Below are 13187 nucleotides of genomic sequence, written 5' to 3' on the forward strand. Positions count from 1 at the left end.
TCTATCTAGTCGAGCAGGCCGTCGGCGCGGGCCTCGCGACGACGCTCCGCCTCGATATGGGCTTCGGAAACACGCCCATAGAGCTGACGTGTCCGCTCAAGCCGACCAACGACACCCGGCTGCTGGGAATAGGCAAAAATGGCGGTGTGGCGCTCGCGCTGACCGTTAACTCGCGTCACGCGATGCAGCGAATAGCGCCCCTTGAATAACTGCAAATCGCCTGGGTGAAGCTCTAGTGTCTGCGGAGTGGTCTCGTCCTCACCGCGGATCACCGTGCCAACCGCAGGGTAGTTTTCGCCGGCAGGCGTGCGGATGTTGGGGCAGTACTGAAACTCACCGCCAGTATCCGGCTGCTGGGTCATCATCGAGACGATGTATTCATTGGTATCGTAGTGCCACGGCTGCTCGGTACCGGGTGGGAGTACGTTCTGAACCAGTCCGGCGAACGGATCCGCGTACTCGTAAACGTCTGTCTCACCAAGGCACTCGGCCACCAGGCGCTTCATCACCAGTGACACATAAAGCTGATGAATCACGGCATCGGCAGGGATCAAATCGCGTGTCACGAAACCGCTGGTGCGCTCCATGAAGATGCGACGCGGATCGGACTCATCAAGCGTCGTATCGTCACTCGTAAACCAAGCATTGACCCGACGACTGGAGTAATAACTCTTGGCCGACATCTGCTCGCCCTCTTGGCGTGCCTGCGCCAGCGCCTCTGGGCGCAGAAAGCCTCGCAGCACGGCGCAACCCTCGCGATTCAGATCCTCGCGCACCCGGGCGATCTCTGCTTGCAGGCGGGCATCTTGAAAGTCATGCAGTGGATAACGTTGGGTGTCGACCAGCGCACTCAAATCGGTGCGCTCGGCGTCGGCCAGCCAGCGTTGGGCAACGTCAGGGGTGAGTGCGGCAGCGATTGTACTCATGGGAAATGACCTCTCGATCAGCAGGATTTGCGGCATCTGCAGAACGGTTTTCGTTGCCCGTTACATTGGGCTATCCATCTGCATGACCTATACTGGCGGGATCGAATCCATCAGGGAAACGAGTCCTTCCAATGACCACCATCGGCGTTTCCGATAGCTCGAGATTGGCAGCACTGGACAGCGATCTGCTGCTCGCCTTCGTCACCGTCGCCGACAGCGGAGGCTTTACGGCCGCAGCGCGTTATCTACACAAGACCCAGTCAACCATCAGCCTGCGCATCAGCACGCTGGAATCTCGCCTCGACACGCTGCTGATCGAGCGCAATGGCCGTCAACTCAAGTTGACCGGCGACGGTGAAACCTTCCTCGTCTATGCCCGGCGCTTGCTACAACTGCAACGCGAAGCGATTGCCGCGCTGGGTCGCGCTCAGCCGGTCACGCTGCGTTTCGGACTGCCGGAGGATTACGCCGACACATGGCTGCCTGCACTGCTTGAGCGCTTTGGCGAGCAGCATCCCGAAGTGCATGTCCATATACACTGCCGGATGTCGACCGAACTGCTGGAACAGCTGGAACAGGGCTCCTTGGACGTGGTGCTGGCGGTAAGGCACGCACCCACCAGCGGCGGCCGACGCGTCGCCACGGAAGAGGTCGTATGGGCAGCGCATCGGCGCTTCGAGCTAGATCCCTCCCGGCCACTGCCGCTGGCGCTGTTCCCGGAGCAGTGCATCTACCGGCGCCGGGCGCTGGCGGCACTGACCGGCATCGGTCGCGACTGGCAGCTTGAATCCTCCAGCCAGAGCCCCAGCGGACTGCGTGTCATCGTCAACCAGGGCCGCACGATCACCGTTACTGACCGCCGCTCGCTGCCCGAGGACTGGAAAGTCATCGAAGACGCCGAAGGATTGCCGCCGCTGCCACCAGCAATACTCGAGGTGCATCGCTCCCCCAGTCTGTCCCATCCAGCATTCGATGACTTCATGGCGTTGATTGATGAGGTTTTGGAGGCGGTCTCAGCGACTAGCCCAAGCCACCATCACCATATGGCTGATGTGATCTAACCAAAGCACCTGTGACCGGCCCCCCTGGGCCGTGCGTTTTCTCGACTAAGTCGCCCTGCTGGATTCCCTATTCGCTGCGCCTGATCAAGAGCAGTTATAGCGTATCGACATTAGGGCTTTCGCGTTGAGGGCTATAAAAGCGATCTTCCAATAGATGCCTATACTGACCATAGCCATCAACGGAGGTCGCTATGGATTATCATCACTACCGCAAAGCCCTGACTGAAACACTTGCCCAGAGTGAAGTGCCCTTTCCCGCTGCCGAATACCAAGCGCGCCTAGATAAGGTGCGTCAGACGATGACCGAGCAAGGGTTAGATGCGCTCCTGCTCACCGATCCCGCTGATATTAACTACCTCACTGGCTATCACACCTTTGAAGTCTCGGTTCACGCCTGCCTTGTCTGCACCCAGGAACGGTTAGTGTTGCAAGTCGCCTCGATTGAAACAGGGGCGGCAGTCGTCACCGCTCAGGTTGATGAGATCATCGGCTACCGCTGGGAAAACCTCGATGAAATCATCGCGCCATTGGCGGATCTGCTGGCCCACTGCCAGAAAATCGGTATTGATGGCTGGAGTGCTGGGCTGCGCTTTGGCGTGATTGATGCACTGCTGAAGACCATTGGCCGCGAGCGCTTTTGCGAAGCAGGCGCGTTAGTCGATGCAATTAGAATTGTTAAAAGCCCTGCTGAACTGGAGATGCTGCAAGAGAGCGCGCGGATAACCGCTCTAGGCCTTGAGACTGCGATTCAGAGCATTCGCCCGGGCATGACCGATAACGATATTGCCGCGGTGGGTGCCAAAGCGCTGTTGGAAAACGGCAGCGAGTTTATGAGCCTGCAGCCGATCGTGACCAGCGGGCACCGTATCGGTGTGATACACGTCAATCATAAGCGGCGCGTGATTCAGCCTAACGAGCCAGTGTTTCTGGAGTTCGGTGCCGCGTATCAGCGCTACACGGCCCCCATGATGCGTACCGCGGTGACGGGCACTCCAAACGCAGCCCTCTCAGCCACTCGCGACCTTTGCCGTTCAATATTTGAGGCTCTGTGCGACACCATGCGCCCAGGCAATACTTTTGATGCCGCTGCCCAAGCGGCTGATGCCTTACTCACCCCGCAGCGAGACCAGTATTTCTTTTCCGGCGTGTTTGGCTACGCCGTGGGCGCACAATTCCCACCTAGTTGGGTGGAGGGCACTGGCTTTATCGCTAAAGGCCAACACCGCTCCTTTGAAACCAATATGGTCTTTCACCTTCCGCTCTGCCTAAGGGTGCCCGGCCAGTGGGGCGTAGGAATAAGCGACACCGTGGTGGTGACCGAGCAGGGAGCCAAACCGCTAACCAATAACGACTGGCAGCTGTTTGAGGCACATTTATAAGCGACTGCGCCTCATAGTTACAGCATTGACAGGTCGATAAAGGAGCGCTATTGTCGCTAAAAATGCAAATGAGAAACACTATCTTTAAATTGTAAAGAGAGTGACTGGGCCTGAGCTCATTGGAAGCAACCAGCGTGAGGGATTAGTGGGATGACGAGCGAACAGCGGCAACTTCGCCAAACGGTCATGTTTTTACGCACCTCTTTTGAAGCGGTTCAGCACTCCATTGCTGGCCGCTTGGAGGACCCGCTGCCCTGCTGGATGGATACCGCCATGATGTCGATGCTTTCCCGCGAGCTAACCCGCTGCTGCCAGCAGTCGAAGCCACTGTTTGCACCTCCCGTTACGGAGCAGCTTTACATCGCTTCACAACAGTGTGACCTGCTACTGAAGCAGTGCCCCGGGGTGCTGAGTAGCGCCGTGTGCCACCGCCAGTTGGGTGCCATCATGCTGCCGCTGGCCAGCGCCCTTCAGCAAATTGATAGCCCTGCCAAGCGCCGCTGGCCTTGGACGAGGTGGCACTAACCAACCTCTAGCATTTCTTCGCTACCAGTGGGTATGCGCTCATGATGATTACTAGCAGAAGCTCCAGACCTTGGAAATGATAGGGTCGGTGTTCATTAATGGGTATTTTTAGTGGCAAGCACTTGCTTACCTAGATCGGTTAATCGATATTTTTGCAGGCGACTACGGGGTTTGTCAGGGATCGTCATTTCGATTAAGCCCCGCTTGATTGCGATTTGCTGATAATGTTCTCTCAAATGCTTTTCGTCTTGCAGCTTCAAGGTAGCCATCAAGTCAGCTCTTCCCACTTCACCTTCAAATGACTCAAGTAGGCGCAAAATTCGGGGGTGACTTCGGGGGGACTTCATTCACTACTTCTGCCTGAACAGAAAATCCCTCGTGAACGGGTAAGCGAATTAAAAAGAAGCTGCGCTCATCGTCAGTTTCAAAGACCGGCACTGGGGAGCCGTTTGCCTTCATCACACGAAGGATTTTTGGAACGCTCGTTGAACGGCCTTCGGTTAAATCCAATTCTTTTAGAAACTCGCCAATACGCCGGTTGCAATAGCGGCGGCTGACTGCTTTACCTGCTTGCACATGCAATTCTCGGCTAGCAGGCTTTGGCTACAGCGCTATCGACTCATTTCTTTTTCATACCCATCCCGCCTGTTTTTCCTGGCAGGGTTTTGTTTTGAACGTAACGGCCCCATCAATAAGAGAATGACATAGTCGTTGGCGCTCACTAGTAAACTGGTCTATTCTGGAGCGTACTATTTATCGAAGCATTCAAAAGGAGCTTACTTGATGGCTTTCGAAACACTATTTACCCCTACATCGCTTGGTAGCCTGACGATTCCTAACCGCGTCATCATGGCGCCGCTTACTCGTGCGCGTACGCCTGATAGCGTGCCGGGCAAGATGCAGGAAGCCTACTATGGGCAACGTGCTGGATCTGGGTTGATTATTAGCGAAGCCACCAATATCTCCGCGACCGCCCGCGGTTATGTGTATACGCCAGGCATCTGGACCGATGAACAGGAAGCTGGCTGGAAAGACGTTGTGGATGCTGTACATGCCAAAGGCGGTCGTATGGCGCTGCAGCTGTGGCACGTTGGGCGCGTTTCACACGAAATGGTTCAACCCGATGGCCAGCAGCCAGTAGCGCCAAGCGCGCTGAAAGGCGAAGGCGCCCAGTGCTTCGTCGAGTTTGAAGACGGCACTGCGGGTCAGCACCCCACCAGCACACCGCGTGCGCTGGAAACCGATGAAATTCCAGGCATTGTCGATGACTATCGCCAAGCAGCCGAGCGCGCTAAACGTGCGGGTTTCGATATGGTCGAAGTTCACGCCGCCAACGCCTACCTGCTCAACCAGTTTCTGGCGACCGGCACCAATAAGCGTACCGACCAGTATGGCGGCTCGCTGGAAAACCGCGCTCGCTTCCCGCTGGAAGTAATTGATGCGGTGATTGAGGTTTATGGTGCAGACCGAGTCGGCATCCGTATGACGCCGTTTATTGAGCTATTTGGTTTGACCGACGATGAGCCGGAAGCAATGGCATTTTACATGGCCGAGCAGCTTTCCAAGCGTGGTCTTGCCTACCTACACTTGAATGAACCCAACTGGGCCGGTGGCGACATTACCTTCCCTGACGGTTTCCGCGAGCAGATGCGCGAACGCTTTAGCGGCAGCCTGATCTACTGCGGCAACTACGATGCCGAAAGCGCCGAGACACGCATCAGCGAAAACTCCACCGATGCCGTGGCCTTTGGTCGTCCCTACATCGCTAACCCGGATCTTCCGGAGCGCTTCCGCGTCAACGCGCCGCTCACCGAGCCGAACCACGAAACGTTCTACGGTGGCGATGAGAAGGGCTACACCGACTATCCGTTTATGGGTAATGGTTACGACCGCAAAGGGTAAGCCAATCTAACTTTAGCCCATGGCTGAACCCTTTCCTCAGAAAAGCATCACTTAGGTGATGCTTTTTTATGTCTGATTATTATCAAACGCTGCTAGGCTATTGATTCTTTCGTTTTAACGAAAAGGTGATACATGGTTGGTTCCTTGTTTTCTCTACTGGTGTCGATCTTGCTGGTTGGCCTAACCGCCAGTACCGGTGCGCGTTTTCGCCCTGATAGCTGGTACCGAGAGTTACGCAAGCCGACCTGGACACCACCGGATATCGCCTTTCCTATTGCGTGGGGCATACTGTATTTAATGATGGCTATCGCTGCGTGGCGACTCTACATGGCCGATGATTCGGCGTGGCGCACCGCCAGCTTAGCGGTTTACGTGCTACAACTTTTCGCCAATGCGGCGTGGTCCTGGCTGTTCTTCGGACGCAAACAGATTGCCATCGCACTGATCGATATTGTGGTATTACTAGGATTAATTATTATCGCCATTGCGCTGTTTTCCCAAGTAAGCACGCTAGCTGCGTGGCTAATGGTGCCTTATGGGTTGTGGGTAGCGTTGGCGCTGGCATTGAATGCGACGATTTGGCGGCTCAATTCAGATCCACAAGAGGCTACGAGGAGGTAGAGGAGATGGAAAATTCATCAATGGTGACCCTGTTGGCGGGCGGATCCTTGCTCTTAGGGCTGATCGCAGCGGCGCTATTCTTCTACTTCATGCTCTCCCAGCGCCGTAAACGTTCAGAAAAAAAGCCCCCTTCTGTGACGGAAACCAAGCAGGCGGCGCCAGCCCCGCCCCCCGAGCCAACGTCAGTACCAGCGGCTAGCGCAAGAGAGCCTCAAAAAACGCATAACCTGCACTCTTTGTTTGTGATATTTGCTAACCCTTCGCCTGAAACCACGCAACAGCTAACCGATTGGCTACGCCAGGTAGAGGCCATCTACGACCCGGCAACCAAAGTTTACCATGTGCCGGGCAAACAACCTTCCAATCCGGTGACGATAGCCAATGCCTTCCTACCTGGCGAAATGCCTGATCTCTACCGTGATTCCAATCACGAAGTAAAAGGCATAAGCCTGTTGGTAAAACCCCCGCTGCATAAGCGGCGCAATCAGCAAATGATTGTGTTTGTGGATCTTGCCAAACAGGCCGCTGAGATCTTTCAGGGCAAGCTGCTCAATGCTGAGCGCGAGCCTGCCACTGACGCCACTTACCAACGCATCATCGGTTAAGCCTGTTTACACGACCCCTTGGCTACGCAGGTAATCGTCGTAGTTACCGCTAAAGTCGACAATACCTTCCGGCTGCATATCAATAATGCGCGTGGCCAGTGAAGAGACAAACTCGCGGTCGTGGCTGACAAACAACAGCGTGCCAGGGTAGTTCTCCAAAGCCAGGTTCAGCGCCTCGATAGACTCCATATCCAGGTGGTTGGTCGGCTCATCCATCAGCATCACGTTAGGCTGAGTAAGGATTAACTTACCGAACAGCATGCGCCCCTGCTCGCCACCGGAAATCACCTTCACCGATTTGCCAATATCATCGCTGGAAAACAGCATCCGCCCTAACGCGCCCCGTACAACCTGCTCGCCGCCGGTGGTCCAGCTCGACATCCACTCAAACAGCGTGGCATCGACGGCAAAATCATCGCTATGATCTTGTGCAAAAACCCCGATATCAGCGGCTTCGGTCCACTTCACTTCGCCGACGTCCGGGTGTAACTCGCCCGCCAGGGTTTTCAGCAGCGTGGTTTTACCGATGCCGTTAGGGCCGATGATGGCAATACGCTCGCCGGCTTCCACGGTCATGGAGAGGCGCTCAAACAGCGGCTTCTCACCGTTGTAGCTTTTAGTGATGCCATCTACGTTGACAGCATTACGGTGAATTTTCTTGGCCTGGTCAAAACGAATAAACGGACTAACACGACTGGAAGGTTTGATATCTTCCAGCTTGATTTTGTCGATCTGACGCGCTCGCGAAGTAGCCTGTTTGGCCTTTGAGGCGTTGGCAGAGAAGCGGCTAACGAACTGCTGCAGCTCAGCAATTTGGGCCTTTTTCTTGGCGTTATCCGAGTGCTGGCGCTCGCGAACAGCGGTAGCGGCGGTCATGTAGTCATCATAGTTCCCTGGGAACAGGGTAATTTCACCGTAATCCAGATCCGCCATGTGAGTACAGACGCTATTCAGGAAGTGACGGTCGTGAGAGATGATGATCATGGTGCTGCTGCGCGCTTTGAGAATATCTTCCAGCCAGCGGATGGTATTGATATCCAGGTGGTTGGTGGGCTCATCCAGCAGCAGTACATCCGGGTCAGAGAACAATGCCTGTGCCAGCAGTACGCGCAGTTTCCAGCCGCCCGACACTTCGCTCATCGGACCGGTATGCTGCTCAATGGGAATGCCCAAGCCAAGCAGCAGTTCACCCGCGCGGGACTCCGCGGTGTAGCCATCTAGTTCGGCAAAGCGTACTTCCAGATCGGCAACGGCCATGCCGTCCTCTTCGCTCATCTCTGCCAGCGAGTAAATACGCTCGCGCTCGGCAGCCACCGACCAGAGCTCGACATTGCCCATGATCACGGTGTCGATGACGCGCTCGTTTTCAAACGCAAATTGATCCTGACGCAGCTTACCCAACCGCGTGCTGCTATCCAGCATCACCTGGCCGGAAGAGGGCTCCAAATCGCCACCGAGGATTTTCATAAAGGTGGATTTGCCGCAGCCGTTCGCGCCAATCAGGCCGTAACGGTGGCCGTTGTTGAATTTAACGGAGACATTTTCAAACAGGGGCTTAGCCCCAAACTGCATGGTGATATTGGCGGTAGCGATCACAAAAGGAGCCCTGGTTAGCGCATTGTCAGCAACGACAGCTTACAACGAATAGAAAGGCTCGCGATTCTACGCGCTATTTGACCTGTATTCACCCATCAGACTTTAGTCACATCAAGTGATGGCAGGGATATCGAGCAAAAAGCGTTCATCATCAATCGCTTGACGCAATCGAGAGTGCAAAATATCGACAATACCTGGGTGTTCGCCTACCAGTTTGGTCGTGGTCACAGAAAGTCCAGGATGCTGCTGCTCAGCCGCCGCGCATATTTCAGCGATATCGCCACCCTCCCCCGCATGGCGCCCTGGCGAAAGAAACAGCATCGCCAGGATGACCGGACCTGCATTGAACTCGGGTGACACCAGCAAGTTTTCCAGCAGCGGCTCGTTAAAGCGGTACTCATCACCCTCGCGGCGTTCCATAGAAGCAGCAGCAACACACGCTACGTCATCGGCTAACAGCACGCTAAGCTGCCCTGCTAATCGGTTGCGCACGGCGGTGACGTCAGGAATCGGGCTGCCGTGATCGACCAGCGCCACATGAGGTTTACTAGTTGGTTGAAGCTTCTCGCGCACGTTATCTGCCAGCAGATGGGCTAGGCGCAGGTCGTTATCCCCCAATTCATCCACCAAGGGCTGGGCCACACGCACCTTCACGTGGGGAAAGCGCTCTTGCAGCGTGGCCATGCGCTCGGGCAGGTAGCCAGTCAGTGCTTTGCTGGGGCCAAAAAAGAACGGCAGGATAAGGATCTCTGTCGCCCCTTGTTCGGCACTGCGTTCAGCGGCGGGGCCAAGGGTGGTGGCGGGAATGCCATCAACCTCTTTCACTGGAATCTTATTGGAGTGCAGTAGTGAGGCCGCCTGTACGGTTTCACCCATAAGCTCACTAAGCGACGCCGCCACGCGACGTAAATTAAGCGTTGCCTGCGCTCGTAGCGAGCCGTTATCGACCAAAAAAATCGCGCGCATGGCAGCCTCCTATTATGGCCTTGGCGATCAAGTGGGTGATCAACCATGACATGTTAAGATGGTGGTTTTACACCGTCGTTGCCCACCATGTTACTTGAAAAATGTGACTTAAAAACGTTGCCTGATACCGATGCTTGATACCACTGCGCTTAACCAGCAAAGAAATTTCTTCGATGGCCATGCCGAGATTTGGCTATTTGGCTATGGTTCGCTGATCTGGAAGGCGGACTTTGCCTATTTAGAGCGCCGTCCGGCGTTTATCACCGGCTGGGAACGGCGATTTTGGCAAGGCTCCCATGACCATCGCGGTACGCTTGAATCACCGGGACGGGTTGCCACCTTAATTCCCGCTGAGGGAGCGGTGTGCCATGGCATGGCCTACCGGATTACACCGGAAGTACTGGCACCGCTGGATGTTCGGGAAAAAAACGGCTACCTACGGGAGAAAGTTCCGCTGACGTTTACCGATGTCAGCAGCGAAACGCCTGAACAGAGCGAAGGGCTTATTTATCTCGCCAGCGAAGATAACCCGGCCTTTCTAGGCGAGGCGCCGCTAGACGAAATAGCGTTACAAATAGCTAACGCACACGGCCCCAGCGGACCTAACCGTGAGTACCTGGTCAATCTGGCTGCCGCTCTACGTGAACTAGGGGCAGAGGATGCCCATATATTCGCACTGGAGCATCAACTCAGCCGCGTATGACCTCACCAGTACCGAGGATAACGGCGGTGCCGAGCAAGGTTATTGACCAAAACAGCGATGATCAGCATCACTACACTGCCTGCGCCAATCGGTAACAGCGGGTACCACCAACCCAATTGGTGAACGCTAGCCCCGCCACCTACTGCAATCAGTGCAGCTGCGGCTCCTGGTGGGTGAACCGTGTGGGTTAATTGCATCACAAGTATCGACAGCGATACAGCCAGAGACATCGAGAGCGGTGTCGCCCCCAGCAGTTGGTAGCAAGCGACGCCGATACCCGCTGATAGCACGCTGCCAAACAGTACATGGCTTGGCTGAGCAAAGGGACTTTCAGGAGCAGCATAGATAAGCACTGACGTCGCCCCGAAGGAGCCTACGATCAGCAGCTGTTGCGAGAGCCAAGCCGAGCTTAACCAGCAGATAACCGCCATACCGCTAAAGGCGCCGATCCATGACCACACCGCATCCTGCCAACCCACTCGGGTGCGCTTAATTCGTTGCCCCCGCATCTTGCCAAGATAAGTTTTCATTGCACTCGCTTTGCACAAAATGAGTGCAGATGATGGCAAAATGCACCAAATAAGCAAATGACAATCCATCATATCCTTGATGAAACTGCCTCAAGGGCGCCACTTCAAGGGTAAAGCAACGCTTTACATCATCAGCCAGGAAAGAATAAACAGCCCTAATAAGGTACGAAATATCCCCCCTATCAGCGATCCGCGCAGAAATGCACGAACACCGCCAAACAGAATCAATAGGCCAACGACCAGCACGGCAATGCTAAAAAAAGAATCGTTGATTCCCAGGGAGCGGGTTAAGCCATCGATAAAATCGCCAAAGGCACCAAAGAAATTGGTAAATATGCCCAATAAGAACTCAACCACCACGCGGATTGCCTCGCCGATGGTCTCGCCTATTTCGTCAAAAAAACCGTTTGCTTGCATTGATAGTACCCAAGGCTGAAAAGGATAAGCTTGGCATTGTCGGTTAAATACGCTGGCTGAGCAAAGCAGAACAAATCTCGCTTCTTTATTACGCTAAATTTTTAGCGCCTTCCTCGCCAAGCAACTACTATAAAAGACATAAAACGATCGTTTAAATAAATATAATTATCTGACACTAGGTTCTCACCATGACGCACCACTATCCACTTGCCGACAAACTTCAGGCCAATACCCATCAGGTGGTAAACCAGCCACCACCCCTGGAAAACTACAACAGCTACACCGCTGACCGAGCACTTCAAGAGGGCGTTAAACGCGAAGGTGGTACTAACAATAGCGCTCTCAAGTCGTTTGGGCAGTGGGCGGGGTCCACCGAGGCCATTGCCCTGGGCTTTGACGCCAATCGTTACGCACCTCAGTTGGTCACCCATGACCGGCAAGGGCATCGAGTTGATCTGATCGAGTTCCACCCTGCCTACCATCAGCTGATGCAAACGGCGGTAGAGCACGGCTTGCATGCCAGCCCCTGGCGAAACCCTCAGCCCGGTGCGCATGTTAATCGGGCCGCCAACTACTTTTTACAGGCCCAGGTAGAAGCGGGCCATGGTTGCCCCATCACCATGACGTTTGCTGCTCTGCCAGCTTTGCGCCACCAACCCAGCTTGCTTGAGAGCTGGGGAGACAAAATCACCGCGCCCCATTACGACCCGCGCAACGTGCCTTATTTTGAGAAACAGGGCGTCACCATCGGCATGGCAATGACCGAAAAGCAGGGCGGCTCCGATGTACGTCAAAACACCACTCGCGCCTATCCGATTGGCCAAGCTGGGCCAGGTGAAGCCTACGAGCTGGTGGGGCATAAGTGGTTTGTCTCGGCACCGATGTGCGACGCCTTCCTGGTACTCGCCCAGGCACCCGGCGGCTTGAGCTGCTTTCTGCTGCCGCGCTGGCGGCCCGACGGCAGCAAGAACCCGCTTCATATTCAGCAGTTGAAGCGCAAAATGGGCAACGTGGCGAACGCTTCCAGCGAGACGGAACTGCGCGGTGCCTTTGCCTGGATGGTGGGCGACGAAGGCCGTGGCGTGCGTACGATCATTGAGATGGTCGCGATGACACGCTACGACTGCATGATTGGCTCAGCTGCAGGAATGCGTCAAGCCACCGCCCAGGCGATTCACCACGCCTCTCATCGATATGCCTTTGGGGCGCGCCTAAGCGAGCAGCCGCTGATGCAAAATTTGCTCGCCGACCTAGCTATCGAGAGCGAAGCCGCCACCACCCTGATGCTGCGCATGGCCCGAGCCATGGATCATCAGGACAGCGAGCATGAGCGCCTACTGTCGCGAATCGCCACCCCTGTGGGTAAGTACTGGATCTGCAAGCGCACGCCCCACCACGCTTACGAGGCAATGGAGGTGATTGGCGGTAGCGGCGTCATGGAGACCCACATAATGGCACGCCTGTTTCGCGAGTCACCCATCAACGCCATCTGGGAAGGCAGTGGAAATGTTCAGTGTCTGGATATCCTGCGCGCGATTGAAAAGCAGCCTGAAGTGCTCGACGCCTACTTCGCCGAACTCGGTCTTTCACAGGGCGCCAATGGGCATCTTGACCACTTTATCCACCAATTACAGCGACAGATGCAGGATACCCAAGCGCTCCAATACCGCGCCCGCCAGTTGGCCGACGGCATGGCCCTGGCGTTACAGGGCGCGCTGCTGGTACAGCACGCCCCCGCTTATGTGGCCGATGCGTTCTGTGCTGGGCGGCTTGCTGACCGCAGCAGCCTCAATACCGGTACCTTACCTACTGGACTGGATTGCGCGGCAATCATCGAACGTGCCCAGCCCTTGGAATGATCCCCGTGGAATAAGCGTTCACGACCTTCGTCGACTTCCATGCTAAAACTAGTCACGTTAAAACTGATCTTGTTAAAACTATTTGCATGAAAATTAT

Annotated in this window: 15 protein-coding genes; 8 read left to right on the forward strand and 7 right to left on the reverse strand. The window is 55.3% G+C overall.

The features are described 5' to 3' along the window. Positions 1–5: 5 nt before the first annotated feature. Complete coding sequence (locus Q3Y66_RS17340; protein WP_008959290.1) at positions 6–926, reverse strand: hypothetical protein; 921 nt, start codon at positions 924–926, stop codon at positions 6–8. A gap of 131 nt (positions 927–1057) precedes the next feature. Between Q3Y66_RS17340 and Q3Y66_RS17345 the strand changes: the two genes are divergently transcribed. The 3 genes from Q3Y66_RS17345 (at position 1058) to Q3Y66_RS17355 (ending at position 3891) form a co-directional block, all read left to right on the forward strand. Further along, positions 1058–1987 carry a LysR substrate-binding domain-containing protein gene (locus tag Q3Y66_RS17345; protein ID WP_008959289.1) on the forward strand — a complete coding sequence of 310 codons (930 nt, stop codon included), beginning with the start codon at positions 1058–1060 and terminating at the stop codon, positions 1985–1987. A 191-nt stretch (positions 1988–2178) separates the two neighbouring features. After that, complete coding sequence (locus tag Q3Y66_RS17350; protein ID WP_008959288.1) at positions 2179–3366, forward strand: Xaa-Pro peptidase family protein; 1188 nt, start codon at positions 2179–2181, stop codon at positions 3364–3366. 150 nt (positions 3367–3516) lie between these two features. Then, on the forward strand, positions 3517–3891 hold the full coding sequence (locus Q3Y66_RS17355; protein ID WP_008959287.1) for a hypothetical protein: 375 nt from the start codon (positions 3517–3519) through the stop codon (positions 3889–3891). Positions 3892–3986: 95 nt separating this feature from the next. On the opposite strand, the gene Q3Y66_RS17360 is transcribed toward Q3Y66_RS17355, so the two are convergent. Together Q3Y66_RS17360 and Q3Y66_RS17365 are read right to left on the reverse strand one after the other, a co-directional pair. Continuing rightward, positions 3987–4160: a Fic family protein gene (locus Q3Y66_RS17360; RefSeq protein WP_008959286.1), complete on the reverse strand. Its 174-nt coding sequence runs from the start codon at positions 4158–4160 to the stop codon at positions 3987–3989. A 34-nt stretch (positions 4161–4194) separates the two neighbouring features. Beyond that, positions 4195–4467 (reverse strand): divergent AAA domain-containing protein, encoded by a 273-nt coding sequence (locus Q3Y66_RS17365; RefSeq protein ID WP_008959285.1) that lies wholly within the window; start codon positions 4465–4467, stop codon positions 4195–4197. A 207-nt stretch (positions 4468–4674) separates the two neighbouring features. Between Q3Y66_RS17365 and Q3Y66_RS17370 the strand changes: the two genes are divergently transcribed. The 3 genes from Q3Y66_RS17370 to Q3Y66_RS17380 all read left to right on the forward strand — a co-directional run bounded on the left by Q3Y66_RS17370 (position 4675) and on the right by Q3Y66_RS17380 (position 7019). Beyond that, positions 4675–5793 (forward strand): alkene reductase, encoded by a 1119-nt coding sequence (locus tag Q3Y66_RS17370; protein WP_008959284.1) that lies wholly within the window; start codon positions 4675–4677, stop codon positions 5791–5793. 132 nt (positions 5794–5925) lie between these two features. After that, complete coding sequence (locus Q3Y66_RS17375; RefSeq protein WP_008959283.1) at positions 5926–6414, forward strand: TspO/MBR family protein; 489 nt, start codon at positions 5926–5928, stop codon at positions 6412–6414. Positions 6415–6419: 5 nt separating this feature from the next. Further along, positions 6420–7019: a cell division protein ZipA C-terminal FtsZ-binding domain-containing protein gene (locus Q3Y66_RS17380; RefSeq protein WP_008959282.1), complete on the forward strand. Its 600-nt coding sequence runs from the start codon at positions 6420–6422 to the stop codon at positions 7017–7019. Between the two features lie 6 nt (positions 7020–7025). Here Q3Y66_RS17380 and Q3Y66_RS17385 read toward each other — a convergent pair whose 3' ends face one another. Further along, positions 7026–8615, reverse strand: coding sequence for an ABC-F family ATPase (locus tag Q3Y66_RS17385; RefSeq protein ID WP_008959281.1), 1590 nt, complete (start codon positions 8613–8615; stop codon positions 7026–7028). A 111-nt stretch (positions 8616–8726) separates the two neighbouring features. Beyond that, positions 8727–9581: a sirohydrochlorin chelatase gene (locus tag Q3Y66_RS17390; protein ID WP_008959280.1), complete on the reverse strand. Its 855-nt coding sequence runs from the start codon at positions 9579–9581 to the stop codon at positions 8727–8729. Positions 9582–9711: 130 nt separating this feature from the next. Between Q3Y66_RS17390 and Q3Y66_RS17395 the strand changes: the two genes are divergently transcribed. Further along, a complete protein-coding gene (locus Q3Y66_RS17395) occupies positions 9712–10284 on the forward strand; it encodes a gamma-glutamylcyclotransferase (RefSeq protein WP_008959279.1) in 573 nt (190 codons plus the stop codon). Positions 10285–10286: 2 nt separating this feature from the next. On the opposite strand, the gene Q3Y66_RS17400 is transcribed toward Q3Y66_RS17395, so the two are convergent. Both Q3Y66_RS17400 and Q3Y66_RS17405 read right to left on the reverse strand, forming a co-directional pair. Next, positions 10287–10814: an HPP family protein gene (locus Q3Y66_RS17400; RefSeq protein WP_008959278.1), complete on the reverse strand. Its 528-nt coding sequence runs from the start codon at positions 10812–10814 to the stop codon at positions 10287–10289. 123 nt (positions 10815–10937) lie between these two features. Beyond that, complete coding sequence (locus Q3Y66_RS17405; protein WP_008959277.1) at positions 10938–11231, reverse strand: hypothetical protein; 294 nt, start codon at positions 11229–11231, stop codon at positions 10938–10940. Between the two features lie 188 nt (positions 11232–11419). On the opposite strand from Q3Y66_RS17405, the gene Q3Y66_RS17410 reads away from it, so the two are divergent. Continuing rightward, positions 11420–13090 (forward strand): isovaleryl-CoA dehydrogenase, encoded by a 1671-nt coding sequence (locus Q3Y66_RS17410; RefSeq protein ID WP_008959276.1) that lies wholly within the window; start codon positions 11420–11422, stop codon positions 13088–13090. The last annotated feature ends 97 nt before the right edge of the window (positions 13091–13187 follow it).

Origin of the sequence: Halomonas sp. HAL1 (assembly GCF_030544485.1) — a bacterium.
Classification (GTDB): domain Bacteria; phylum Pseudomonadota; class Gammaproteobacteria; order Pseudomonadales; family Halomonadaceae; genus Vreelandella; species Vreelandella arctica.